This is a genomic window from Nocardioides currus, assembly GCF_003057875.1.
Classification (GTDB): domain Bacteria; phylum Actinomycetota; class Actinomycetes; order Propionibacteriales; family Nocardioidaceae; genus Nocardioides; species Nocardioides currus.
In genome coordinates this window covers 192,818-216,435 of record NZ_PYXZ01000007.1, presented here as the reverse complement: position 1 = coordinate 216,435, position 23,618 = coordinate 192,818, and the positions used below count along the sequence as shown (strand labels likewise).

At 70.7% G+C, this 23,618-nt stretch carries 23 protein-coding genes; 18 read left to right on the top strand and 5 right to left on the bottom strand.

The features are described 5' to 3' along the window. Positions 1 to 2 precede the first annotated feature (2 nt). The 4 genes from C7S10_RS16350 to thrS all read left to right on the top strand — a co-directional run bounded on the left by C7S10_RS16350 (position 3) and on the right by thrS (position 5,351). On the top strand, positions 3 to 959 hold the full coding sequence (locus C7S10_RS16350) for a carbohydrate ABC transporter permease (protein WP_108345502.1): 957 nt from the start codon (positions 3 to 5) through the stop codon (positions 957 to 959). Further along, complete coding sequence (locus C7S10_RS16345) at positions 956 to 1,897, top strand: carbohydrate ABC transporter permease (protein ID WP_207769412.1); 942 nt, start codon at positions 956 to 958, stop codon at positions 1,895 to 1,897. Before C7S10_RS16350 ends, C7S10_RS16345 begins: the two co-directional genes overlap by 4 nt. A 34-nt stretch (positions 1,898 to 1,931) precedes the next feature. After that, positions 1,932 to 3,248: a phenylacetate--CoA ligase PaaK gene (gene paaK, locus C7S10_RS16340; RefSeq protein ID WP_108345501.1), complete on the top strand. Its 1,317-nt coding sequence runs from the start codon at positions 1,932 to 1,934 to the stop codon at positions 3,246 to 3,248. Positions 3,249 to 3,365: 117 nt separating this feature from the next. Next, on the top strand, positions 3,366 to 5,351 hold the full coding sequence (thrS, locus tag C7S10_RS16335; RefSeq protein ID WP_108345500.1) for a threonine--tRNA ligase: 1,986 nt from the start codon (positions 3,366 to 3,368) through the stop codon (positions 5,349 to 5,351). Between the two features lie 44 nt (positions 5,352 to 5,395). Here the strand turns inward: thrS and C7S10_RS22875 are convergent, their stop codons facing one another. Further along, complete coding sequence (locus C7S10_RS22875) at positions 5,396 to 6,469, bottom strand: TIGR00730 family Rossman fold protein (protein WP_243395425.1); 1,074 nt, start codon at positions 6,467 to 6,469, stop codon at positions 5,396 to 5,398. Between the two features lie 23 nt (positions 6,470 to 6,492). Between C7S10_RS22875 and C7S10_RS16320 the strand changes: the two genes are divergently transcribed. After that, a complete protein-coding gene (locus C7S10_RS16320) occupies positions 6,493 to 7,008 on the top strand; it encodes an HIT family protein (protein ID WP_108345499.1) in 516 nt (171 codons plus the stop codon). A gap of 4 nt (positions 7,009 to 7,012) precedes the next feature. Here C7S10_RS16320 and C7S10_RS16315 read toward each other — a convergent pair whose 3' ends face one another. After that, the gene (locus C7S10_RS16315) at positions 7,013 to 8,155 is read right to left on the bottom strand and encodes a N(5)-(carboxyethyl)ornithine synthase (protein ID WP_207769411.1); all 1,143 of its coding nucleotides are present in this window, start codon (positions 8,153 to 8,155) and stop codon (positions 7,013 to 7,015) included. Further along, entirely contained in the window at positions 8,152 to 8,286 is a 135-nt protein-coding gene (locus C7S10_RS23015; protein WP_279303174.1) for a hypothetical protein, read from the bottom strand. Before C7S10_RS23015 ends, C7S10_RS16315 begins: the two co-directional genes overlap by 4 nt. A 106-nt stretch (positions 8,287 to 8,392) precedes the next feature. Between C7S10_RS23015 and C7S10_RS16310 the strand changes: the two genes are divergently transcribed. Genes C7S10_RS16310 through pdxS form a run of 3 tightly spaced genes read left to right on the top strand, consistent with a single transcriptional unit; the run spans position 8,393 to position 10,764 of the window. Continuing rightward, entirely contained in the window at positions 8,393 to 9,169 is a 777-nt protein-coding gene (locus tag C7S10_RS16310; RefSeq protein WP_108345497.1) for an inositol monophosphatase family protein, read from the top strand. Positions 9,170 to 9,179: 10 nt separating this feature from the next. Beyond that, positions 9,180 to 9,800 carry a phosphatidylinositol phosphate synthase gene (gene pgsA / locus C7S10_RS16305; RefSeq protein WP_108345496.1) on the top strand — a complete coding sequence of 207 codons (621 nt, stop codon included), beginning with the start codon at positions 9,180 to 9,182 and terminating at the stop codon, positions 9,798 to 9,800. A 55-nt stretch (positions 9,801 to 9,855) separates the two neighbouring features. Next, entirely contained in the window at positions 9,856 to 10,764 is a 909-nt protein-coding gene (gene pdxS, locus C7S10_RS16300; protein WP_108345495.1) for a pyridoxal 5'-phosphate synthase lyase subunit PdxS, read from the top strand. A gap of 3 nt (positions 10,765 to 10,767) precedes the next feature. Here the strand turns inward: pdxS and C7S10_RS16295 are convergent, their stop codons facing one another. Beyond that, complete coding sequence (locus C7S10_RS16295) at positions 10,768 to 11,877, bottom strand: serine hydrolase domain-containing protein (RefSeq protein ID WP_165807185.1); 1,110 nt, start codon at positions 11,875 to 11,877, stop codon at positions 10,768 to 10,770. Between C7S10_RS16295 and pdxT the strand changes: the two genes are divergently transcribed. The 10 genes from pdxT (at position 11,876) to C7S10_RS16245 (ending at position 22,018) form a co-directional block, all read left to right on the top strand. Further along, complete coding sequence (pdxT, locus tag C7S10_RS16290) at positions 11,876 to 12,565, top strand: pyridoxal 5'-phosphate synthase glutaminase subunit PdxT (RefSeq protein ID WP_108345586.1); 690 nt, start codon at positions 11,876 to 11,878, stop codon at positions 12,563 to 12,565. The genes C7S10_RS16295 and pdxT overlap by 2 nt on opposite strands. Next, positions 12,565 to 13,341 (top strand): YebC/PmpR family DNA-binding transcriptional regulator, encoded by a 777-nt coding sequence (locus tag C7S10_RS16285; RefSeq protein WP_108345493.1) that lies wholly within the window; start codon positions 12,565 to 12,567, stop codon positions 13,339 to 13,341. Before pdxT ends, C7S10_RS16285 begins: the two co-directional genes overlap by 1 nt. 80 nt (positions 13,342 to 13,421) lie before the next feature. Continuing rightward, entirely contained in the window at positions 13,422 to 14,003 is a 582-nt protein-coding gene (gene ruvC, locus C7S10_RS16280) for a crossover junction endodeoxyribonuclease RuvC (protein WP_108345492.1), read from the top strand. Beyond that, positions 14,000 to 14,599: a Holliday junction branch migration protein RuvA gene (gene ruvA / locus C7S10_RS16275; protein ID WP_108345491.1), complete on the top strand. Its 600-nt coding sequence runs from the start codon at positions 14,000 to 14,002 to the stop codon at positions 14,597 to 14,599. Before ruvC ends, ruvA begins: the two co-directional genes overlap by 4 nt. Positions 14,600 to 14,603: 4 nt before the next feature. Further along, a complete protein-coding gene (ruvB, locus tag C7S10_RS16270; RefSeq protein WP_108345490.1) occupies positions 14,604 to 15,701 on the top strand; it encodes a Holliday junction branch migration DNA helicase RuvB in 1,098 nt (365 codons plus the stop codon). Positions 15,702 to 15,829: 128 nt separating this feature from the next. After that, complete coding sequence (gene yajC, locus C7S10_RS16265; RefSeq protein ID WP_108345489.1) at positions 15,830 to 16,150, top strand: preprotein translocase subunit YajC; 321 nt, start codon at positions 15,830 to 15,832, stop codon at positions 16,148 to 16,150. Between the two features lies 1 nt (position 16,151). Continuing rightward, positions 16,152 to 17,900, top strand: a complete 1,749-nt coding sequence (gene secD / locus C7S10_RS16260) for a protein translocase subunit SecD (RefSeq protein WP_108345488.1) — start codon at positions 16,152 to 16,154, stop codon at positions 17,898 to 17,900. Next, positions 17,900 to 19,132, top strand: a complete 1,233-nt coding sequence (secF, locus tag C7S10_RS16255) for a protein translocase subunit SecF (RefSeq protein ID WP_108345487.1) — start codon at positions 17,900 to 17,902, stop codon at positions 19,130 to 19,132. Before secD ends, secF begins: the two co-directional genes overlap by 1 nt. Beyond that, positions 19,129 to 19,680, top strand: a complete 552-nt coding sequence (locus tag C7S10_RS16250; RefSeq protein WP_108345486.1) for an adenine phosphoribosyltransferase — start codon at positions 19,129 to 19,131, stop codon at positions 19,678 to 19,680. Before secF ends, C7S10_RS16250 begins: the two co-directional genes overlap by 4 nt. Positions 19,681 to 19,720: 40 nt before the next feature. After that, a complete protein-coding gene (locus tag C7S10_RS16245) occupies positions 19,721 to 22,018 on the top strand; it encodes a RelA/SpoT family protein (RefSeq protein ID WP_423802720.1) in 2,298 nt (765 codons plus the stop codon). Positions 22,019 to 22,278: 260 nt separating this feature from the next. On the opposite strand, the gene C7S10_RS16240 is transcribed toward C7S10_RS16245, so the two are convergent. After that, a complete protein-coding gene (locus tag C7S10_RS16240; RefSeq protein WP_108345485.1) occupies positions 22,279 to 23,514 on the bottom strand; it encodes a DUF349 domain-containing protein in 1,236 nt (411 codons plus the stop codon). Between the last annotated feature and the right edge of the window lie 104 nt (positions 23,515 to 23,618).

The window sequence follows — 23,618 nt, the reverse complement described above, 5'->3', positions numbered from 1 at the left end:
CCATGTCCACCACCGACACCCGCAGCACCGACGACGCGACGCGGCCCGCGAAGGCCGCGTCGCAGGCGCCCCGGCAGGGCCGGGCGAAGAAGCTCCCCACCCGCGACCGGCTCGTGGTCATCGCCATGGTGGCGATCCCGACGTTCCTGGTCGTCGCCCTCGTGTGGCTGCCGGCCGTCGGCTCGGTGCTGCTCTCGTTCACGAAGTGGAACGGGTTCGGCGGGCTGGACACGATCGAGTGGGTCGGCTTCCAGAACTACCAGGACGTCGTCACGATCTACCCGCCGTTCTGGCCGGCGATCCGGCACAACCTGATCTGGTTGCTCTTCTTGTTCATCTTCCCGACCCTGCTGGGGATGCTGCTGGCGGTGATCCTCGACCGTGACATGAAGGGCGGTCGGCTCTACCAGACCGCGTTCTACATGCCCGTCGTGCTCTCGCTGGCCCTGATCGGCTTCATCTGGCAGCTCTTCTACTCGCGCGACCAGGGCCTGATCAACCAGGTCTTCCACAGCGAGGTCGACTGGTACGGCGACCCCAACATCAACCTCTGGGCGGTGCTCATCGCGACGTCGTGGCGCCACACCGGCTACATCATGCTGCTCTACCTCGCGGGCCTGAAGGGCGTCGACGGGACGCTGCGCGAGGCGGCCGCGGTCGACGGCGCCAGTGAGGTCCGCACGTTCTTCCACGTGATCTTCCCGGTGATGCGACCGATCAACCTGATCGTGCTCGTCATCGTGGTGATCGAGTCCCTGCGTGCCTTCGACCTGGTGTGGGTGATCAACAAGGGCCGCAACGGGCTCGAGATCATCGCCGCCCTGGTCAGCCAGAACGTCATCGGCGAGGCCACCCGCTACGGGTTCGGCTCGGCACTGGCCGTGATCATGATGCTGATCTCGTCGGTGTTCATCACCATCTACCTGCGCATCGTCTTCCGAGAGGAGCGTCAGCGATGAGCAGCCACGACGCGGTCCTGGTCCCGACCGTCCCACCGGAGACCGTGGACCGCCTGAAGCCGCCCAAGCGCATCGAGGGTGGCGTCATGAGCCGCCCGCGGGGCGTGGTGATCACGGTGATCGTCGCGCTGCTCGCGCTCGCCTGGGTGTTCCCCCTGGCGTGGGCGCTGGTCAACTCGTTCCGCGACTACGGCTACACCCAGACCAACGGCTATCTCTCCTCCGGCGGGTGGACGCTCGACAACTACCGACAGGCGTGGGCGCAGGGCGACTTCGGCCTGCACTTCAAGAACTCGATGCTCATCACCATCCCGGCGGTGCTGCTCACACTGTGGCTCGCCTCGATGGTGGCGTTCGTGCTGGCCCGCTTCAGCTACCGGTTCAACCTGACCCTGCTCGGGGTCTTCCTGGCCGCCAACCTGCTGCCCCCGCAGGCGCTGCTGATCCCGGTGTTCCGGATGTTCCGCGAGATCCCGCTGCCGATGTTCATGAGCGACTCGGGGTCCATGCTCAACAGCTTCTGGTCGCTGATCCTGGTCAACACCGCGTTCCAGCTGGGGTTCTGCACCTTCGTGCTCAGCAACTACATGAAGACGTTGCCCCACGAGATCTACGAGTCGGCCGAGCTCGACGGGGCCAGCGTGTGGCGTCAGTACTGGCAGCTCACCATGCCGCTCGTGCGCCCGGCCCTGGCCGCGCTGGCCACGTTGCAGTTCACCTGGGTCTACAACGAGTTCTTCTGGGCGACGGTGCTGCTCCAGCAGGGCGACAAGTTCCCGATGACCTCCGCGCTCAACAACCTGCGTGGTCAGTTCTTCACCGACAACAACCTGGTCGCCGCCGGGTCGGTGATCGTGGCGCTGCCGGTGCTGGTGGTGTTCTTCGCGCTGCAGAAGCAGTTCGTGTCCGGCCTGACTCTGGGCTCGACCAAGGGTTGAGGCGCGCTGGCGGGGCGATGGCTAGCCTGTCGACATGGAGGACCTGAGTCCCCGCCCCGGCGACCTCGAGCCGATCGAGACGGCCTCGATCGACGAGCTGCGCGCCCTCCAGACCGAGCGGCTGCGCTGGTCGGTGGCTCACGCCTACGCCAACGTGCCGCACTACCGCGCGGCGTGGGACGCGGTGGGTGTGCACCCCGGCGACGTCCGCGAGCTGGCCGACCTCGCGAAGCTGCCGTTCACCGCCAAGGCCGACCTGCGCGACAACTACCCGTTCGGGATGTTCGCCGTCCCGCGCGAGCAGGTGGTGCGCGTCCATGCCTCCAGCGGCACGACCGGCAAGCCGACGGTGGTCGGCTACACGCGCGACGACATCGAGACCTGGGCCACCGTCGTGGCGCGCAGCATCCGGGCGTCGGGCGGCCGGGCGGGGCACGTGCTGCACAACGCGTACGGCTACGGGCTGTTCACCGGCGGCCTCGGTGCGCACTACGGCGCGGAGAAGCTGGGGTGCACGGTGGTGCCGGTCTCCGGCGGGATGACCGAGCGCCAGGTCCAGCTGATCGCCGACTTCCGGCCCGACCTGATCATGGTCACGCCGTCGTACATGCTCTCGATCGTCAACGAGATGGAGCGCCAGGGCATCGACCCGCGCGCCACCTCGCTCAAGGTCGGGATCTTCGGCGCCGAGCCGTGGACCAACGACATGCGTCGCGAGATGGAGGAGCGCCTCGACATGCACGCGGTCGACATCTACGGGCTCTCCGAGGTGATGGGTCCCGGCGTCGCCAACGAGTGCGTCGAGACCAAGGACGGGCTGCACGTGTGGGAGGACCACTTCTACCCCGAGGTCGTCGACCCGGTCACCGGCGAGGTGCTGCCCGACGGCGAGGAGGGCGAGCTGGTGTTCACCTCGCTGACCAAGCAGGCGATGCCGGTGATCCGCTACCGCACCCGCGACCTCACCCGGCTCCTGCCCGGCAGCGCCCGGACCATGCGGCGGATGGAGAAGATCACCGGCCGCACCGACGACATGATCATCCTGCGTGGGGTCAACCTGTTCCCGACCCAGATCGAGGAGCTGATCCTCGGCTCGCCCCAGCTGACCTCCCTGTCGCCGCACTTCCAGTGCGTGCTGTCGCGCAGCGGCCACCTCGACGAGATGACCGTCCGGGTCGAGCGCCGCGAGGCCGCCGAGGCCGTGACGGCGCAGGAGGCCGGCGTCGAGCTGCGCCGGCTGGTCAAGGCCTCCATCGGCGTGACGGTGGCCGTCGACGTCGTCGACCCCGCGCAGGTGGAGCGCTCGGTCGGCAAGATGCGGCGGATCGTCGACGAGCGCGCGGCCCGCTGATCGCCGTACGGCGCGGGCAGCACGCGCAAACCGGGGTGAGGGCGCCCCGGTCCGGCCGATAGCATCGCCGGTGTCCGGCCCGGGCACTCCGGGCCGACTTCACGCAAGGAGTCCGCAGTGTCCGAGATCAAGGTCGTCCGCATCCACGCTGGCCAGCGCGAGGAGCAGACCCTGACGACGGGCACCAAGGCGTGGGAGCTGTTCCGCGACGACAGCGACGTCATCGCCGCCCGGATCGGCGGCTCCCTCAAGGACCTCGCCCACGAGCTCGCCGACGGCGACGAGGTCGAGGGCGTCGACATCGCGAGCAAGGACGGGCGCGACATCCTGCGCCACTCGACCGCGCACGTGATGGCGCAGGCCGTGCAGCAGCTCTTCCCCGACGCCAGGCTCGGCATCGGCCCGCCGGTGGAGAACGGCTTCTACTACGACTTCGACGTCGAGACCCCGTTCGTGCCCGAGGACCTGGTGAAGATCGAGTCCGCGATGCGCAAGATCGTCAAGGAGAACCAGCGCTTCGAGCGCCGGGTCACCACCGACGCCGCGGCCATCGACGAGCTCCAGGACGAGCCCTACAAGATCGAGCTGATCGGCCTCAAGGGCGGCGCGGGCGCCGACGACACCGAGGGAGCCAGCGTCGAGGTCGGGGGAGCCGAGCTCACCATCTACGACAACATCGGCCGCAACGGCGAGGCGAAGTGGTCCGACCTGTGCCGCGGTCCGCACCTGCCGACCACCAAGCGGATCCCCGCGTTCAAGCTGATGCGGTCCGCGGCGGCGTACTGGCGCGGCGACGAGAAGAACAAGCAGCTCCAGCGCATCTACGGCACCGCCTGGGAGACCAAGGAGGCGCTCGAGGAGCACCTGCACCGGATCGAGGAGGCCGAGCGGCGTGACCACCGCAAGCTCGGGCGCGAGCTCGACCTGTTCAGCTTCCCCGACGAGATCGGCTCCGGGCTCGCGGTGTTCCACCCCAAGGGCGGGGTGATCAAGCGGGTGATGGAGGACTACGTCCGCCAGCGCCACATCGAGGAGGGCTTCGAGTACGTCGGCACCCCCCACATCAGCAAGGAGGGGCTCTTCCACACCTCCGGACACCTGCCCTACTACAAGGACACGATGTTCCCGCCGATGGAGTTCGAGGGCTCGGACTACTACCTCAAGGCGATGAACTGCCCGATGCACAACCTGATCTTCCGCTCGCGCGGGCGGTCCTACCGCGAGCTGCCGCTGCGGCTGTTCGAGTTCGGGAGCGTCTACCGCTACGAGAAGTCCGGCGTGGTGCACGGCCTGACCCGGGTGCGCGGGCTGACCCAGGACGACAGCCACTCCTACGTCACCCCGGAGCAGGCGCCGGCGGAGGTGGAGCACCTGCTCGAGTTCGTGCTCGGGCTGCTGCGCGACTTCGGGATCGACGACTTCTACCTCGAGCTGTCGACCCGCGACGACTCCAAGCCCGACAAGTTCGTGGGCACGGACGAGGAGTGGGCGGTCGCGACGAAGGTGCTCGAGGACGTCGCCCGCGACTCCGGACTCGAGCTGGTGCCCGACCCGGGCGGGGCGGCGTTCTACGGACCGAAGATCTCGGTGCAGGCGCGCGACGCGATCGGTCGGACCTGGCAGATGTCGACCATCCAGTACGACTTCAACCAGCCGAAGGGCTTCGAGCTCGCCTTCCAGGCTGCCGACGGCACGCGCCAGCAGCCGGTGATGATCCACTCGGCGAAGTTCGGCTCCCTGGAGCGGTTCTTCGGCGTGCTGGTCGAGCACTACGCCGGCGCCTTCCCGCCCTGGCTCGCCCCCGTCCAGGTGCAGGCGATCCCGGTCGCCGAGGCGTTCGCGGACTACCTCCACGACGTCGCGCGCCAGATGCGGGCGGTCGGGCTGCGGGTCGAGGTCGACGACTCCGACGACCGGATGCAGAAGAAGATCCGCAACGCGCAGCTGCAGAAGGTGCCGTTCATGATGATCGCCGGCAACGACGACGTCGAGAAGGGTGCGGTCTCCTTCCGCTACCGCGACGGCCGCCAGGACAACGGTGTGCCGCTGGCCGAGGCGATCGAGCGGGTGCAGGCCGCCGTCGGGTCGCGCGAGCAGGTCTAGGCAGCCGCGGCTGAGTGGTCCGGGTCCCGTCGTGACCGGGCCGCTCAGCCGCGCAGTTTGTCCCCGAAGGAGGCACCCGTCCGGGCGACGAGCCCGGTGAGGGCGTCGTCCAGGTCGTCGGCGACGACGACGTCGTCGAGCACCTCGGGACGGATGAAGCCTGCGTCGACCAGGCCCCTCAGCGACCGCAGGAACGGCGTCCAGGTGCCGCCCAGGTCGAGGAAGCCGACCGGGTCGTCGTTGAAGCCGATGTAGCGCCAGCTCCAGACCTCGAGGATCTCCTCGAGCGTGCCCAGGCCGCCCGGGAGGCAGAGGAACGCGTCGGCGAGCTCGGCCATCAGGGCCTTGCGCTCGTGCATGGTGTCCACGACGTGCAGTGCGGTGAGGTCGTCACGGCCCCACTCGCGCTCGACCATCGAGCGCGGGATCACGCCGATCACCTCACCGCCGGCATCGAGCGCGCCCTGCGACACCTCGCGCATCAGCCCGTGGCCACCGCCGCCGTAGACCAGCCCGATGCCGCGCTCGGCCAGACCTCGCCCGACGTCGTACACCTGGCGCGACAGCTCGGGATCGACGCCCGGGCTGGAGGCACAGAACACCGCGACGCGGCGGATGGGCCGTGCGACGGTCGCGGCGCCGGCGATCCTGGTGGTGTAGCGCCGGCACGGGGAGGTCCAGGTGCGCCCCGCCGCGGTCACCTCGTAGGCGAGGTCGCCCTCGTCGACCCAGCCCTGCTTCTCGTAGAACCGCCGCGCCCGCGCGTTGCCGGCCACGACCGCCAGCCAGGCGACGGGGTGGCCGGCGGCTGCGACCCGACGCACCGCCTCGTCGAGCAGGACACCGGCCACGCCGCTGCCGCGGGCCGCCGGCGAGACGAAGAGCTGCTCCACCTCGTCGTCCACCACCATCACGAACCCGAGCAGCTCGCCGTCGTCCCCGACGGCCACCGTCGTGTCGTCGACCCGCGCCGGCGTCCGCTCGTGGAACGCCTCCAGCGTGCGGACGGCGGTGAGCCCGTCGGGCACGTGGCCGGCATGACCGGAGTGCCAGCCCTCGTGCCACAGGTCGGCCACCGCTGCCATGTCCCCGGCAGCGGCCGGTCGGATCGACGTCATGCGCCCACCCTAGGATCGCCCGCATGGGTGACGACGACGGGCTCGAGCGACTCTGGACGCCGTACCGGATGGCCTACGTCCGCTCGGACACGACGGCCGACGGCTGTCCGTTCTGCCGGATCCCCACCGGCGACGACGAGGAGAACCTCGTCGTCGCGCGGGGCGAGGCGACGTACGCCGTGCTCAACCTGCACCCCTACAACCCCGGCCACCTGATGGTGCTGCCCTACCGACACGTCGCCGGGCTCGACGAGCTCACCCCCGACGAGTCCGGGGAGCTCATGTCGATGACCCAGCAGGCCATCCGGGTCATCCGCGGGGTCAGCACGCCGCACGCCTTCAACGTCGGCCTCAACCTCGGGGCGCCGGCGGGCGGCTCGTTGGCGGACCACCTCCACCAGCACGTCGTCCCGCGATGGTCCGGGGACGCCAACTTCATCACCGTGATCGCCGACACCAAGGTGCTGCCGCAGCTCCTCGCCGACACCCGGCGCCTGCTGGCCGACGCCTGGGACGCCCCGCCGCCCGACGGGGCCTGAACGCCTAGCCGACGAGGTGCGGGTGGGCCGCCGAGCGACCCTGGAAGGCCAGGATCGCGGGGTTGCGGACGTGCCCGGCCTGGATCTCGATCGCTCGGCTGATGGTCTCGCTGCCCTCCCAGGCATCAGGCCCGGACATGACCGTCTCCATGAACGGCATCAGCGCCTCGCTGTTCTCCCACGTCGCGGAGTTCCAGAGGTAGGACGGACTGTGGTCGACGGCGTAGTAGTGGACCTTGTCGCCCACGGTGAACATCGGCTCGTCGAACGTCGTCGGGGTGGCCCACTCGAAGCCCATGGCCTCGTCGCAGGAGACATCGACGACCAGGCTTCCCTGCCGGAACGCGGCGAGGTCGGCAGTGCGCAGGTAGGTCAGCGGCGCGGCCGTGTCCTGCAGCGTGCAGTTGACGACGATGTCGTTCTCCGCGAGATAGGCCGCCAGGGGCTCACGGCCGCGGTCGGTGATCACCTGGCTGTTGCCGGGGTCGTCGGGGTCGTGGTCGAACTGCCGGATGAGCACCGAGTGGATCGGCGACCCGACGGCTGCGACCCCGCGGGTCGTCAGCACGGCCACGTCGCTGACACCGTGGGCCTTCAGGGCCGTGACCGCTCCTCGGGCCGTGGCGCCGAACCCGATCACGACGGCGCTCAGCCGGCGACCGTAGTCACCGGTGATGCCGGTGAGCTCCATCGCCTGCAGCACCGAGCAGTAGCCGGCGAGCTCGTTGTTCTTGTGGAACACGTGCAGGCCGACGTGCCCGTCGCGCGTCCAGTGGTTCATCGCCTCGAACGCGATCAGGGTGAGCTCGCGGTCGATGGCCAGCTGGGTCAGCCCCGTGTCCTGCACGCAGTGCGGCCACCCCCACAGGACCTGGCCGGCGTGCATTGCCGCCACGTCCTCGTGCTGCGGCTTGGGCAGGACCACGATGTCGGAGCCGGCGATGATCTCCTCGCGGGCCGCGAAGCCGGCCACGTGGGCGGCGAGCTCCTCGTCGCGACGACCGAACCTCTCGCCGTAGCCGTGCTCGAGGGTGATCCGGCCGGCGATCTCGGGATCGAGGCGCGCCAGGTGGTCGGGATGGAGCGGGAGACGGTGCTCGTTCTCCTTGGCCGAGGTGCCGATGACGCCGAGGCTCAGGAGGCTCACTTCTTCTTGACGCCCGTGCCCTCGACCGGGGCGGCGGTCCCGGCGGCCTTCGCGTGCTTCTCGGCACGCTTCTCCTTGATGGACTTCCCGGACTTCTTGCTCATGCCTTGCCGCGGCGACTTGTCGCTCATCGGGGCTCCCTCGTAGGAAGCCTGGTTGGCTCCGTGAGCCCACAGTACGCCGACCGTCCATGCGCACCTCGCCGAACGGCCACCCGCTCCCGGTAGCGTGCGGGACGTGGACGACACCGACCGGCAGCGCTCCGACGTCGAGCTGGCCCGGAGGCTGGTCGAGGAGGCCGGCGCGCTGGCTGCGTCGATGCGACGCGGCGGCCTCGAGGCCGAGACCAAGACCAGCGTCTCCGACATCGTCACGGCGGCCGACAAGGCCGCGGAGGCGCTCGTCGTGGAGACCCTGCGGCGCGAGCGGCCCGACGACTCGATCGTGGGGGAGGAGGGTGCCGACCACGCGGGCACGAGCGGCCGCACCTGGGTGATCGACCCCGTCGACGGCACCTACAACTTCCACCGCGGCCTGGACTGGTGGTGCAGCGCCCTCGCGCTGGTCGACGGCGACGACGTGGTGCTGGGCGCGGTCCACCACCCGGCGACGGGCGAGACGTTCATCGGCGGACCGCAGCTGGCCAGCACCCGCGGGGGCGCGGGGATGGCCCGGCTCGCCGACCGGCCGCTCGCCGAGTCGTGCGCCTCGACGTACCTCCACCCGCCGTTCTACGACGGCGAGATCGGTGACGCGTTCGCGCGCGCCGTTTCGGGCGTCGCGACGCTACGGATGATGGGCTCAGGGACGATGGACTCGGTCGCGGTGGCGCTCGGCCGCGTCGACGTGCTGTTCCAGCACTCGGTGCCCGACTGGGACCGGCTGCCGGGCGCGGCGATCATCCGGGGTGTCGGTGGCGAGTCACGCGTCGTGCACGCCGCGGGGGTCGACTGGCACGTGGCCGGGGTGCCCACGGCCGTGTCCGAGGTCTGCGACCGGCTCGGGCGCGGGTAGCCTGCGGTCCGTGCTCGACAGGTTCAAGCAGTTCTGGCAGGGCGTCATGCTCGCGCCCTTCATCAACCTCTTCCTCCGCCTCGGCATCAGCCCCGACGTGGTGACGCTGGTGGGCACCCTCGGGGTGAGCGCGGGCGCGCTGATCTTCTTCCCGCAGGGGATGCTGTGGCAGGGCGTGCTGTTCATCACCGCCTTCGTCTTCAGCGACCTGATCGACGGGGCGATGGCCCGCAAGGCGGGCCGCACCGACGACTTCGGCGCGTTCCTCGACTCGACCCTCGACCGGATCGCCGACGGCGCCCTGTTCGCCGGCGCCGCGCTCTACTTCGCGTGGGTGGCCGACGACCGGCTCTACCTCGTGCTCAGCCTGGTGATCCTGGTGATGGGCGCCGTGACCTCCTACGCCCGTGCGAAGGCCGACGTCCTGGGCTACGACGCGAAGGTCGGCATCGCCGAGCGTCCCGACCGCCTGGTGGGCTTCCTGGTGCCCACCTTCTTCGCCGACGTGCTCGACCTGCCGATCCTGATGGAGGTCTCGTTGTGGGCGCTGGCGGTGGCCGCCACGGTCACCGTCGGGCAGCGGATCTGGACCGTACGCCGCCAGGCGCTCGCCCGCGCGACCGCAGCCTGATCCCGGGCCTGATACCGGGGGAGTCCGGGCCCGCGGGCCGCACTACGATTGGGCCATGGCTCAGCAGACCCCCGAAACCCCCTCCTCCACCGGCACCTCCCGCGTCAAACGCGGCATGGCCGAGATGCTCAAGGGCGGCGTCATCATGGACGTCGTCACCGCCGACCAGGCCAAGATCGCCGAGGACGCCGGCGCCGTCGCCGTGATGGCCCTCGAGCGCGTGCCCGCCGACATCCGCGCCCAGGGCGGCGTCAGCCGCATGAGCGACCCCGACATGATCGACTCCATCATCGAGGCCGTCTCGATCCCGGTGATGGCCAAGGCCCGCATCGGCCACTTCGCCGAGGCGCAGGTCCTGCAGTCGCTCGGTGTCGACTACATCGACGAGTCCGAGGTCCTGACCCCGGCCGACTACGCCAACCACATCGACAAGTGGGGCTTCACGGTCCCCTTCGTGTGCGGGGCGACCAACCTCGGCGAGGCGCTGCGTCGCATCACCGAGGGTGCGGCGATGATCCGCTCCAAGGGCGAGGCCGGCACCGGCGACGTGTCCAACGCGGTCACCCACATGCGCACCATCCGGGCCGAGCTGCGCCGCCTCCACGGGCTGCCCGAGGACGAGCTCTACGTCGCGGCCAAGGAGCTGCAGGCGCCGTACGAGCTGGTCAAGGAGGTCGCCGAGGCCGGCAAGCTCCCCGTCGTGCTCTTCACCGCAGGTGGCATCGCCACCCCGGCAGACGCGGCGATGATGATGCAGCTCGGCGCCGAGGGCGTGTTCGTCGGCTCGGGCATCTTCAAGTCGGGCAACCCGGAGCAGCGGGCCGAGGCCATCGTCAAGGCGACCACGTTCTTCGACGACCCCGACGTCGTCGCCAAGGTCAGCCGCGGTCTCGGCGAGGCGATGGTCGGCATCAACGTCGACGAGATCCCGCAGCCCCACCGGCTCTCCGAGCGCGGCTGGTAGCGGTCATCCCACCGCGTCGGTGACCACGGCGGCCGCCTCGGCGAACGCCTGGTTCTGCCCGGCGAGGCTGTCGGTCCCGAGCCGCACCACGATCGTGCCGCTCCCGGGATCGACCAGCAGCACCTGGCCCCCGAGACCGAGAGCGGCGAACATCCGCGGCGACGCGGCCGGTGCGAGCTGGCCGGTGCGCGGCGTCACCGGCTGGCCGGCGTCGTCAACGGCGTCGGTCGGCCCGCGCAGGGTGCCGGGCCGGTTGAGCCACCACAGGTAGCCGTACGCCGCGTTGTGCGCCGTCGAGGACCGGCCGACCGCGGCCCGGACGAAGGCGCGGGGGACGACCCGCTCCCCGTCGACCCTGCCCTGCTGGAGGAACAGGCGGCCGAGGCGGGCCAGGTCGAGGCAGGTCGTCTGCATCCCGAAGAACGCGTTCGTCGAACGGCCGCTCGAGTCGCGCGTCATCCGGGTGTGGGTCATCCCGAGCGGGTCGAACAGCCGCCGCTGCGCGAAGACGTCGGTGCGCAACCCCGTGGCCCTGCGCAGCACCGCGTCGAGCACCTGGATCGCGGCGTTGTTGTAGGCCCAGGCCGATCCGGCGGGATGCTGCTGCGTCAGGCCGACGGCGTATCCGGTGCGGTCGGACGACTTCACCAGCAGGGAGTAGTCCGACTCCAGCGACCAGAAGCGCCCGCTGTCGTTGGACAACAGGTTGCGGATCGTCACGTCCGCCGAGGCGGTGCCGCGCCATTGCGGCACGTAGCGCGAGACCGGGTCGTCGAGCTCCAGCAGCCCGTCGCCGGCCGCGATCCCGACCAGGGTGCTGGTGACCGACTTGGTGACGGAGAAGACCTCGCGAGGCGTGGTGCGCGGCGTGCCCCAGTTCCAGTCGCCGGCGAGCTTCCCGCGTCGTACGACGGCCAGGCAGGTCGAGCCGCGCTGCTTCGCCAGCCGTGCGTGCCGCGCCAGCGCTGCCCGGCTCAGCCCGACCTCACCGGGGGAGGCGGTCGTCCAGCCGTCGATGCGGTCGGGCCTGGCGTCCGCTGCGGCGACCGACGCGGGGGCGGCGAGGACGAGGACGAGCGCACCGGCGAGCAGGCGGAGGCGACGGGCAGGCATGCGCCCGAGGATAGGCGGCGCGTGCCTCCTAGGATCTGCCGACGTGGACCACAGCATCGGCGTGCTCGCCCTCCAGGGCGACGTGCGCGAACACCTGGACGCGCTGCGCCGCCTCGGCGAGGACGCCGTGGCCGTGCGCCGTCCCTCCGAGCTCGCCGCGGTGGACGGGCTGGTCATCCCGGGCGGCGAGTCCACGACCATGATCAAGCTGGCGAGGATCTTCGAGCTGTACGAGCCGCTGCGCGAGCGCATCGCCGACGGGCTGCCGGCCTTCGGCACCTGTGCCGGGATGATCATGCTCGCCGAGCGGATCGAGGACGGGATCGAGGGCCAGGAGACCATCGGCGGCCTCGACATCACGGTGCGGCGCAACGCCTTCGGGCGGCAGGTCGACAGCTTCGAGGGCGACATCGAGATGGCCGGCATCGACGGTCCGCTGCACGCGGTCTTCATCCGTGCGCCCTGGGTGGAGTCGGTCGGCGACGGGGTGGAGGTGCTGGCCCGGGTGCCGGTCGATCCCGAGCGCGGCGCCGCCGCCGGTAGGATCGTGGCCGTTCGCCAGGGCTCGCTGATGGCGACCTCCTTCCACCCGGAGGTCGGGGGCGATGCCCGGGTCCACGAGCTGTTCGTCGACCTGGTCCGCCGGTCGCGAGCCGAACGCCGTACAACCGAGACGAAGAGGGACTGATGTCTGGCCACTCCAAGTGGGCGACCACGAAGCACAAGAAGGCCGCGATCGACGCGAAGCGCGGCAAGCTGTTCGCCAAGCTGATCAAGAACATCGAGATCGCGGCCAAGATGGGCGGGCCCGACGTCAGCGGCAACCCGACGCTGTTCGACGCGGTCCAGAAGGCCAAGAAGCAGTCGGTCCCCAACAAGAACATCGACTCCGCCGTCAAGCGCGGCGGCGGGCTCGAGGGCACGGGCGTCAACTACGAGACGATCATGTACGAGGTCTACGGCCCCGCCGGTGTCGCCTTCCTCGTCGAGTGCCTCACCGACAACAAGAACCGTGCCGCGATGGAGGTGCGCACCGCCGTCACCCGCAACGGCGGCACGCTCGCCGACCCCGGCTCGGTCTCGCGGCTCTTCACCCGCAAGGGCGTCCTGGTCGTGCCGAAGTCGCAGGAGGGCCGCGAGGTCACCGAGGACGACGTGCTCGAGGCGACCCTCGACGCCGGCGCCGAGGACGTCAACGACCACGACGACGCCTTCCAGGTCATCTCCGAGGCCACCGACGTCGTCGCCGTCCGCACCTCCCTCCAGACCGCCGCGATCGACTACGACTCCGCCGACGTCGAGTTCGTGCCGAGCATGGAGATCCCGGTCGACAAGGACGCCGCGACCAAGGTGCTCAAGCTCGCCGACGCCCTCGAGGACCTCGACGACGTGCAGAACGTCTTCACCAACGTGGACATCCCCGCCGACGTGATGGCCCAGCTCGAGGACGACGACGAGGACTGACCCCGCGCGTGTCGTACGCCGCTGCGCCGGCGCCGCAGGTTAGCGTTGCCCGAACAGATGTTCGGACGAGAGGTGGCTCCATGCGGGTGCTCGGGATCGACCCCGGCCTGACGCGCTGCGGCGTCGGGGTCGTCGACGGCACGGTCGGCCGGCCGCTGACGCTCGTCGACGTCAACGTCATCCGCACCAGCCCGGCCGAGCCGATCCAGCAGCGCCTGGTCACGATCGAGCGGGGCCTCGATGCCTGGCTCGACGAGTTCGAGCCCGACGCCGTCGCGGTCGAGCGGGTCTTCGCCCGGTCCGACTCCAGCACGATCATGGGCACCGCCCAGGCCAGCGGCATCGCGCTGGTCGTCGCCGCCCGGCGCGGGCTGCCGGTCGCCCTGCACACCCCCAGCGAGGTGAAGGCGGCCGTGTCCGGCAGCGGTCGGGCCAACAAGGCCCAGGTCGGCGCGATGGTCACCCGCATCCTGCGCCTGGACGCCCCGCCCAAGCCGGCCGACGCCGCCGACGCGCTCGCGCTGGCCATCACCCACGTCTGGCGCGGCGGCGCCGTGGCCCGCATCGAGGAGGCCCGCATCATCGCGCAGGCCCGGATCGAGGCGGCGCAGAAGGCACAGAGGAAGGCCGCCGCGGCGGCCGCAGCAAGGAGCAGGCAGTGATCGCATTCGTCCGCGGCGAGGTCGCCGCCCTCACCCTCACCAGCGCCGTCCTCGAGGTCGGCGGGGTCGGGCTCGAGCTGATGTGCACCCCCGGCACGCTGGCCACGCTGCGGGTCGGCTCGACCGCGACGCTCCCCACCAGCATGGTCGTGCGGGAGGACTCGCTGACCGTCTTCGGCTTCCTCGACGACGACGAGAAGCAGGTCTTCGAGCTCGTGCAGACCGCGTCCGGGGTCGGCCCCAAGGTCGCCCAGGCGATGGTCGCCGTGCTCTCGCCCGACGACCTGCGCGCCGCCGTCGCCGGCGAGGACGTCAAGACCCTGACCCGGGTGCCGGGCATCGGGCAGAAGGGCGCGCAGCGGATCATCCTGGAGCTCAAGGACCGCATCGGCGCCCCGACCGGCGCCCGGCTCGCCGGCGCGCCCGCGACTCCCGCCGCGCCGTGGCGAGACCAGGTCCACCAGGGGCTCGTCGGTCTGGGCTGGTCGGCCAAGGAGGCCGAGAAGGCGGTGGAGACGGTGGCGCCCGACGCCGGTCCGACCCCCGACGTCCCCTCCCTCCTCCGCGCCGCCCTCCGCGCCCTGAGCAAGGCCTGAGCCGATGGACTGGACGGACGAGACCGACGAGCTGACCGCCGCCGAGGCGGCGCACCTCGAGCGCCACCTCGACCGGCTGACGTCCGCCGACGCCGACGGCGACGAGCGCGCCGTCGAGGCCGCCCTGCGACCCCGCACCCTCGACGAGGTGGTGGGGCAGGTGCGCGTGCGCGACCAGCTCGGGCTGGTGCTGGAGGCCGCACGCCGCCGGGGGAGGGCGCCCGACCACGTGCTGCTCTCCGGTCCTCCCGGGCTCGGCAAGACGACGCTGGCCATGATCATCGCCGGCGAGATGACCTCGCCGCTGCGACTGACCAGCGGTCCGGCCATCACCCACGCCGGTGATCTCGCGGCCATCCTGTCGGGTCTCAACGAGGGCGACGTCCTCTTCGTCGACGAGATCCACCGGATGTCGCGGCCGGCCGAGGAGATGCTCTACATGGCGATGGAGGACTTCCGGGTCGACGTCGTCATCGGCAAGGGCCCCGGCGCCACCGCGATCCCGCTGGAGATCCCGCCCTTCACCCTGGTCGGCGCGACCACGCGGGCCGGACTCCTGCCCGGCCCGCTGCGCGACCGGTTCGGCTTCACCGCGCACCTCGAGTTCTACGAGCCCCACGAGGTCGACCTGATCGTGCACCGCTCGGCCGGGCTGCTCGGGGTCGAGCTCACCGACGAGGGATCGGGCGAGATCGCCGGTCGCTCGCGCGGCACGCCCCGCATCGCCAACCGCCTGCTCCGGCGCGTGCGCGACTTCGCGCAGGTCCGGGCCGACGGCGTCGTCACCCGCGAGGTGGCCCGCGCCGCGCTCGAGCTCTACGAGGTCGACGAGTCCGGCCTCGACCGGCTCGACCGGGGCGTGCTCGACGCCCTGTGCCGTCGCTTCGGCGGCGGTCCGGTCGGCATCTCCACGCTCGCGGTCGCCGTCGGTGAGGAGCGCGAGACGGTCGAGGAGGTCGCCGAGCCGTTCCTCGTCCGCAACGGCCTGCTCGCCCGCACGCCGCGCGGCCGCATCGCCACCGCTGCGGGCTGGCACCACCTCGGCCTCACGCCACCGGCCGCCCCTCCCGGCGGCGACTCGACGCTGTTCGACACGATCTGACGTCATCGCCGGCCACGGGGCGTCCGACCGGCGGAACCACGACGTACACTCCTGCGTTGGTCACTCGGGTGCATGTGCGCGCCTGCTGGATCCGCCGTCATGTCACTCGAAACGCTTGAGGTAACTCCGTGGGCGAGCTCGCCACCTTCCTGCCCCTGATCGCCGTCGCCGTGCTGTTCTGGCTGATGGTGGTGCGTCCCGCATCGCGTCGCCAGAAGGCGGTGGCCCAGCTCCAGTCGGAGCTGCGCCCCGGCCAGCGGGTGATGCTGTCGTCCGGGATCTACGGCACGGTCACCTCGCTCGACGAGGACCGCGTCCACCTCGAGATCGCCCCCGGCACCACGATCGAGGTCGCCCGGGGCGCGGTCAGCGTGGTGGACCAGGGGCCCGACGTCGCGGTCGAGGCGGTCGACACCGATGAGACCGACCGGCCGGGCGAGGAGCGCTGACATGGCCAAGCGCACCCCCAACCCCGGCCGCACGCTCGTCGTCTTCTTCCTGGTCACGCTGCTGTCCTACGGCCTCGTGGCCCTGGCCGGCGTCTGGAAGCCCAAGCTCGGGCTCGACCTGCAGGGCGGCACCCGCATCACCCTGATCACCAAGGGCGACGTGTCCAGCGACAGCCTGTCCGAGGCGCGCGGGATCATCGAGGACCGCGTCAACGGCTCCGGTGTCGCCGAGGCCGAGGTCGCCACCCAGGGCAACAAGTACATCGTCGTCGAGATCCCCGGCGAGAGCCGCCGCGACCTCGTCGAGACGGTCAAGCGCCAGGCGCAGCTCCGCTTCCGGGTCGTCGCCGCCGTCGCCGACGGCACGGCCGGGGCGACCGACACCGGCAACGGCGCCGGGACGACCGTGCCCGACACCGGCAGCACCATCCCGGGCACCGGCAACGGCACGGCCACCCCGTCCCCGAGCGGCACGCCGTCGAGCAAGGCCCCGAAGGGCAAGAACCGGGCGCCGTACGCCTGGGCCGACGGCAAGAACGACGGCAAGAACAAGAACGCGACGAAGTCCCCGTCCCCGAGCCAGTCGCCGAGCCCGTCCCCGAGCCAGTCGCCCAGCGAGACCCCGACCGAGGACACCACACCGGCCGACGCCCTCGAGGACCCGCTGACGTGGATGGACAACCCCGACGCCAAGTCGCTGGCCGCGTTCAACCAGTTCAGCTGCCCGGCCGCCGGCGAGGTGCCCAACATCGACGACGACCCGGACAAGCCGCTCGTCACCTGCGACGAGTTCGGCCGCAAGATGCTCCTCTCCGCGGCGCTGATCGAGGGCACCGACCTGAGCGCGGCCGACGCCCTGCCCCCGAGCCAGCAGAGCGTCGAGTGGGGCGTCGACCTCAGCTTCAACCGTGCCGGCACCAAGGAGTTCGCCGAGATCTCGCAGGCGCTGGTCAACACCGACAAGCAGTTCGCCATCGTGCTCGACGGGCAGGTCATCTCGGCGCCGACCATGAACGGCCTGATCACCGACGGCAACGCCCAGATCACCGGCCAGTTCAGCCAGGCCGAGGCGCAGAGCCTGGCGACCAGCCTCAAGTACGGCGCGCTGCCGATCTCCTTCGAGAAGGACCCGCCGGTCGAGCTGGTCGGGCCCTCGCTCGCGGGCAACCAGCTCTCGGCGGGCATCACCGCCGGGCTCGCCGGGCTCGTGCTGGTGATGCTCTACTGCCTCTTCTACTACCGCGGCCTCGGCATGGTGGTGATCGCCTCGTTGCTCGTGGCAGCCGCCCTGACCTACTCCTTGGTCGTGCTCCTCAGCAAGGGCGCCGGGTTCACCCTGTCGCTGCCCGGCATCGCCGGTCTGATCGTGGCGGTCGGCATCACCGCCGACTCCTTCATCGTCTACTTCGAACGAATACGAGACGAGATGCGCGACGGGAAGTCGATGCGGGTGGCCGTGGAGGCCGGGTGGACCCGTGCACGGAACACCTGCCTGGCGGCCGACGCGGTCTCGCTGCTCGCGGCTGTCGTGCTCTACATCTTCGCCGCCGGCGTCGTGAAGGGCTTCGCCTTCACCCTCGGGCTCTCCACGCTGATCGACCTCGTGGTGTTCTTCTGGTTCACCCACCCGATGGTCTCGTGGCTGGCCCGCTTCCCGTTCTTCAACCGCGGCCACGCCCTGTCGGGGCTCAGCGCCGACACCCTGGGCCTCGGCCCCGACTCCGTCTCGACCGCTGGAGGCAAGGCCTGATGGGCGCGTTCTCACGGCTCGGCAACGAGCTCTACTCCGGGCGTCGCTCGATCGACTTCGTCGGGCGCAAGTGGGTCTGGTACGCCGTCTCGGCGGTCATCCTCGCCATGGCCGCGTTCGGACTGGTGTCCAAGGGCCTCAACATGGGCATCGAGTTCACCGGCGGCGCCGAGTATCGCGTCACGCTGCCGGCCGACAAGGTCACCCAGGACATGGCCGACGACCTGCGCACCGGCGTCGCCGGCACCGGGATCGACAGCGCCGCGTCGCCGGTCGTCACCACCTCGGGCTCCGAGGCGATCATCGTCCAGACCGAGCCGGTCGACGACGAGGAGAGCGCCGAGTTGGTCAGCACGATCCTCGACGTCACCGGCGCGCAGGAGGCCGACATCTCCCAGACGGAGATCGGGCCGAGCTGGGGCAAGGAGGTCGCCGAGCGCTCGCTGATCGGCCTCGCCGTCTTCCTCGTGCTCGTGGTGCTCTTCATCTGGGCCTACTTCCGCGAGTGGAAGATGTCCGTCGCCGCCATCGTCGCGCTCGCCCACGACGTCCTCATCACCGTCGGGGTCTACGCCCTGTCGGGCTTCGAGGTGTCCCCGGCGACCGTGACCGGCATCCTGACCATCCTCGGCTTCTCGCTGTACGACACCGTGGTCGTCTTCGACAAGGTGCGCGAGAACACCCACCAGCTGAGGTCGTCGCGCCTGACCTACGCCGAGGCCGCCAACCTCGCCGTCAACCAGACCCTGGTCCGCTCGATCAACACCTCGATCGTGGCGCTGATCCCGGTGGCCGCGATCCTCTACGTCGGCGTCGTCCAGCTCGGCTCGGGCTCGCTCAAGGACCTCGCGCTCGCCCTGTTCGTGGGCATGGCGGCCGGTGCCTACTCCTCGATCTTCATCGCCACCCCGCTGCTCGTGCAGCTGAAGGCGGGGGAGAAGGACGTCAACTACGACGAGCGGCGGGCCGCCGCCCGCCGTCGTGAGGCCGCGGCCGACCCCTACTCCCGCGTCGCGGCGGCCGCCTCCGACGCCACGCCGCCGCCGGACCCGCGCCAGGTGCGCGAGGACGGCACGGTCGCGCGTCCGCTGGTCAAGGCGCCTCCGCGCCGCGACGAGGCGGTCAACAAGGGTCGGGTCGTCCCGAAGGCGCACGGACCGGTGAAGCAGAGCCCCGCCGCGGGCCGGGTGCAGCCGACGCGCAAGCCGCGCTCGCAGCGGGGCAAGAAATGACAGGTCCCGCCGACGCGGCCCGCGACGCGATGTCGCGGCTCGTCGTCGACGTACCCGACTATCCCCAGCCGGGCGTGGTGTTCAAGGACATCACCCCGCTGCTGTCAGACCACGCCGGGTTCGCCGCCGTGATCGGTGCGCTCGGCGACGCCGGGCGCGACGGGTCCGGTGCCGTGGTCGTCGACAAGGTGGTGGGCATGGAGGCCCGCGGGTTCATCCTCGCCGCGCCCGTCGCGCTGGCCCTCGGCATCGGGTTCGTGCCGGTCCGCAAGGCCGGCAAGCTGCCGCGGCCCACCCACGCCGTCTCCTACTCGCTGGAGTACGGCGACGCCACCCTCGAGGTCCACCAGGACGCGATCGCTCCGGGCGAGCGGGTGCTCCTGATCGACGACGTGCTGGCCACCGGTGGCACCGTGGCGGCCACCCGCGAGCTCGTCGAGGCCTGCGGCGGCACGTGCGTCGGCGTCGCCGTCCTGATGGAGCTGAGCTTCCTGCCGGGGAGGACCGCCGTCGGCGACCTGCCCGTCAGCGCGATCACCACGGTGTGACGGTTCGGGGCGACGACGTGCCGGTCACTAGACTGGCCCGATGACCGAGGACCTCAGCACGCCTGCCACGCAGGAGCGCGCCACCGAGGTGCCCGTGTCCGCCCGCAGCATGCGCGCCCGGCTGGCCCGGATCGGGGCCAAGGCGCCGGTCGGCAACCCCGTCCTGGAGCCGCTGTTCCGCTCCGTGCGGGCCAACCACCCGAAGGCCGACCTGGCGCTGCTCGAGCGCGCCTACGCGGTGGCCGAGAAGATGCACAGCACGCAGATGCGCAAGAGCGGTGACCCCTACATCACCCACCCGCTCGCCGTCACCACGATCCTCGCCGACATCGGCATGACCGAGCCCACCCTGGTGGCGGCCCTGCTCCACGACACGGTCGAGGACACGCCGTACACCCTCGACGAGCTCCGCAAGGACTTCGGCGACGAGGTGGCCGTGCTCGTCGACGGCGTGACCAAGCTCGACAAGGTGCAGTACGGCGACTCCGCGCAGGCCGAGACGATCCGCAAGATGATCGTGGCGATGTCGCGCGACATCCGGGTCCTCGTCATCAAGCTGGCCGACCGGCTGCACAACATGCGCACGCTGCGCTACCTCAAGGCCGAGACGCAGGAGCGCAAGGCCCGCGAGACGCTCGACATCTACGCCCCGCTCGCGCACCGCCTCGGCATGAACACCCTCAAGTGGGAGCTGGAGGACCTCGCCTTCGCGACGCTCCACCCGAAGATGTACGACGAGATCGTGCGCCTGGTCGCCGACCGTGCGCCCTCGCGCGACCAGTTCCTCGCCGAGGTGATCGCCGGCGTCGAGGGCGACCTGCGTGACGCCAAGATCAAGGCCAAGGTCACCGGCCGGCCGAAGCACTACTACTCGATCTACCAGAAGATGATCGTCGGCGGACGTGAGTTCTCCGACATCTACGACCTGGTCGGCATCCGCATCCTCGTCGAGGAGGACCGCGACTGCTACTCCGTCCTCGGCGTGCTGCACTCGCGCTGGAACCCCGTGCTCGGGCGGTTCAAGGACTACGTCGCGATGCCGAAGTTCAACATGTACCAGTCGCTGCACACCACCGTGATCGGGCCGCAGGGCAAGCCGGTGGAGCTGCAGATCCGGACCTTCGCCATGCACCGCCGGGCGGAGTACGGCGTGGCAGCGCACTGGAAGTACAAGGAGGACACCAAGGCCGGGGTCGACACCGACGCCCGCGGCGACCTCGACGACATGTCCTGGCTGCAGCAGCTGCTCGACTGGCAGCAGGAGGTCGAGGACCCGGGGGAGTTCCTGGAGTCGCTGCGCTTCGAGATGAACCAGGCGCAGGTCTATGTCTTCACGCCGCGCGGCGACGTGATCCCGCTGCCGGTCGGCGCCACCGCGGTCGACTTCGCCTACGCCGTGCACACGGAGGTCGGCCACCACACCATCGGCGCCCGGGTGAACGGACGACTGGTGCCGCTGGAGTCGTCGCTGGACAACGGTGACGTCGTCGAGGTGTTCACCTCGAAGGCGGCCAACGCCGGTCCGTCGCGCGACTGGCTCAACTTCGTCAAGTCACCCCGCGCCCGCTCCAAGATCCGCCAGTGGTTCACCAAGGAGCGGCGCGAGGAGGCGATCGACCGCGGCAAGGACCAGATCGCGCGGCTGATGCGCAAGGAGGGCCTGCCCCTCAAGCGGCTGATGACGCACGAGTCACTCATGCAGGCGGCCGTGCACTTCAACCACGCCGACGTGTCGGCGCTCTACGCCGCCGTCGGCGAGAACAACCTGAGCGCGCAGGCGGTCGTACGCCGCGTCATCGACCTGCACGGCGGCAACGACGGAGCCGCCGAGGACCTCGCCGAGGGCGTCACCATCACCCGGCGCTCGCGTGCCGCGTCGGCGGGCAGCACCGACTCCGGCGTCATCGTCAAGGGCGTCGACGACGTGTGGGTCAAGCTCGCGAAGTGCTGCACCCCGGTGCCGCCCGACCCGATCCTCGGCTTCGTGACCAAGGGCGGGGGAGTCTCGGTCCACCGGCGCAGCTGCACCAACGCCGCCAGCCTGGAGGGCCAGCCCGAGCGGCTGATCGACGTGGACTGGGCGCCGACCTCGCAGTCGACCTACCTCGTCAACATCCAGGTCGAGGCCCTCGACCGCGCCCGCCTGCTCTCCGACATCACGATCTCGCTGTCGGACGCCCACGTGAACATCCTCAGTGCCACCCTGTCGACCACCCGGGACCGCGTCGCCAAGAGCCGCTTCACCTTCGAGATGGCCGACGCCTCCCACCTCGACAGCGTGCTCCGCGCCGTACGCTCCGTGCCCGGCGTCTTCGACGCCTACCGCGTCACCAACTGACACCCGCCCCGACCCGCCAGCGGTGCGTGGGCCACCTTTCGCGATCGCGGAATGTGGCTGACTCACCGCCGGCGGGCGTGTCGCACCTCGACCCACCTCGCGGCGGTGACTGAGCCACACTTCGCGACCACGGAATGTGGCTGGCTCACCGCCGGGAGGCGGGTCGCACCTCGACCCACCTCGCAGCGGCGCCCGACCCACCGTCCGCGATCGCGGGACGTGGCTGGCGCACCACCACCGTCGGCGGGGCAACGAAGTGCCTAGCTGAACTCCTCCGACGCCTTGCGCGCCATGTCGAGGAAGGCCTGCTTGCTGGCGAGCGACTCCTCGAGCTGCTTGGCGCGCCGGTCGTCGCCCGCGGCCTTCGCCTTGTCGAGCTTGGCCTGCTCGTCGGCGATGCCGGCCTCGAGCTTGGAGACGATGTCGTCGGCGCGGGCCGACTTCTCGGGGTCGCTGCGCTTCCACTGGTCGTCCTCGACCGCGCGGATGGCCTGCTCGACCTTGCGCATGCGGCCCTCGAGGTCCTTCATCCGGTCGCGGGGCACCTTGCCGGCGGCGTCCCAGCGGTCGGCGAGGTCGCGGAACGCCTTCTTGGCCGCCTCCAGGTCGGTGACGGGCACGAGCTGCTCGGCCTCGACGAGGATCTGGTCCTTGACGTCGGCGTTGGCGGCGAACTCCTTGTCGAGCTCGGCGTTCGCTGCGTCGCGGGCGCCGAAGAAGGTGTCCTGCGCACCGCGGAACCGCTTCCAGAGCTCGTCGTCGACGTCGCGCGGCGCCGGGCCGGCAGCCTTCCAGTCACGCATCAGGTCGCGGTAGCGCCCGGCGGTCGGGCCCCACTCGGTCGAGGTCGACAGCGCCTCGGCCTCGGTCGCCAGCCGCTCCTTGATCACGCGGGCGCCGTCGCGGCGCTCGTGCTCCTCGGAGAAGTGCGCCTTGCGGCGCCGGGTGTACGTCGTCCGGGCACTGCTGAAGCGTCGCCACAGCTGGTCGTCGGTGGACTTGTCGAGGCGGGGGAGCGCCTTCCACTGGTCGAGGAGGTCGCGCAGCCGGTTGGCGCCGTTGCGCCAGTCGTTGCTCTCGGCGAGCCGCTCGGCCTCGCCGACGATCTTCTCCTTCTCGACCTTCGACTCGGCACTGCGCTGCGCCTTCTCGGCGCGCTTCGCCTCGCGCTGGATCGCGATCAGCGGTCCGGTCGCGTCCAGACGAGCCGCCAGGCTGGTGAGGTCGCCGACGGCGTTGGCCCCGACGACCTGCTCGCGCAGGGTCTTCACGGTGGAGGACGCCTCCTCCGGGCTGAGCTTGCCGGCCGTGATCCGCTGCTCCAGCAGGTGCACCTCGAAGGCGAGCGCGTCGAAGCGGTCGGTGTAGAACTTCAGCGCCTCCTCGGGGCTCCCTTCGGGGTACTGCCCCACGGTGCGTTCCCCGTCAGGGGTCTTGACGTAGACGGTGCCGTCCTCGGCCACCCGGCCCCAGTCGGACTGCTTGTCGGCGCTCATGGTCGCCCATCGTAGTCACGAGCGCTCTCGGTAGGCTGACGCCCCGGACGCTCGGACGTCCCGCACCGACCTCGACCGCACCCACCCACAAGGACTTCACACTC

Coding starts and splice junctions, on each gene's coding strand:
- C7S10_RS16350 (WP_108345502.1), top strand. CDS start 3: ATGTCCACCACCGACACCCGCAGCACCGACGACGCGACGCGGCCCGCG.
- C7S10_RS16345 (WP_207769412.1), top strand. CDS start 956: ATGAGCAGCCACGACGCGGTCCTGGTCCCGACCGTCCCACCGGAGACC.
- paaK (WP_108345501.1), top strand. CDS start 1,932: ATGGAGGACCTGAGTCCCCGCCCCGGCGACCTCGAGCCGATCGAGACG.
- C7S10_RS22875 (WP_243395425.1), bottom strand. CDS start 6,469: ATGACGTCGATCCGACCGGCCGCTGCCGGGGACATGGCAGCGGTGGCC.
- C7S10_RS16320 (WP_108345499.1), top strand. CDS start 6,493: ATGGGTGACGACGACGGGCTCGAGCGACTCTGGACGCCGTACCGGATG.
- C7S10_RS23015 (WP_279303174.1), bottom strand. CDS start 8,286: ATGAGCGACAAGTCGCCGCGGCAAGGCATGAGCAAGAAGTCCGGGAAG.
- pdxS (WP_108345495.1), top strand. CDS start 9,856: ATGGCTCAGCAGACCCCCGAAACCCCCTCCTCCACCGGCACCTCCCGC.
- pdxT (WP_108345586.1), top strand. CDS start 11,876: ATGCGCCCGAGGATAGGCGGCGCGTGCCTCCTAGGATCTGCCGACGTG.
- C7S10_RS16295 (WP_165807185.1), bottom strand. CDS start 11,877: ATGCCTGCCCGTCGCCTCCGCCTGCTCGCCGGTGCGCTCGTCCTCGTC.
- C7S10_RS16285 (WP_108345493.1), top strand. CDS start 12,565: ATGTCTGGCCACTCCAAGTGGGCGACCACGAAGCACAAGAAGGCCGCG.
- ruvC (WP_108345492.1), top strand. CDS start 13,422: ATGCGGGTGCTCGGGATCGACCCCGGCCTGACGCGCTGCGGCGTCGGG.
- ruvB (WP_108345490.1), top strand. CDS start 14,604: ATGGACTGGACGGACGAGACCGACGAGCTGACCGCCGCCGAGGCGGCG.
- secD (WP_108345488.1), top strand. CDS start 16,152: ATGGCCAAGCGCACCCCCAACCCCGGCCGCACGCTCGTCGTCTTCTTC.
- secF (WP_108345487.1), top strand. CDS start 17,900: ATGGGCGCGTTCTCACGGCTCGGCAACGAGCTCTACTCCGGGCGTCGC.
- C7S10_RS16250 (WP_108345486.1), top strand. CDS start 19,129: ATGACAGGTCCCGCCGACGCGGCCCGCGACGCGATGTCGCGGCTCGTC.
- C7S10_RS16245 (WP_423802720.1), top strand. CDS start 19,721: ATGACCGAGGACCTCAGCACGCCTGCCACGCAGGAGCGCGCCACCGAG.
- C7S10_RS16240 (WP_108345485.1), bottom strand. CDS start 23,514: ATGAGCGCCGACAAGCAGTCCGACTGGGGCCGGGTGGCCGAGGACGGC.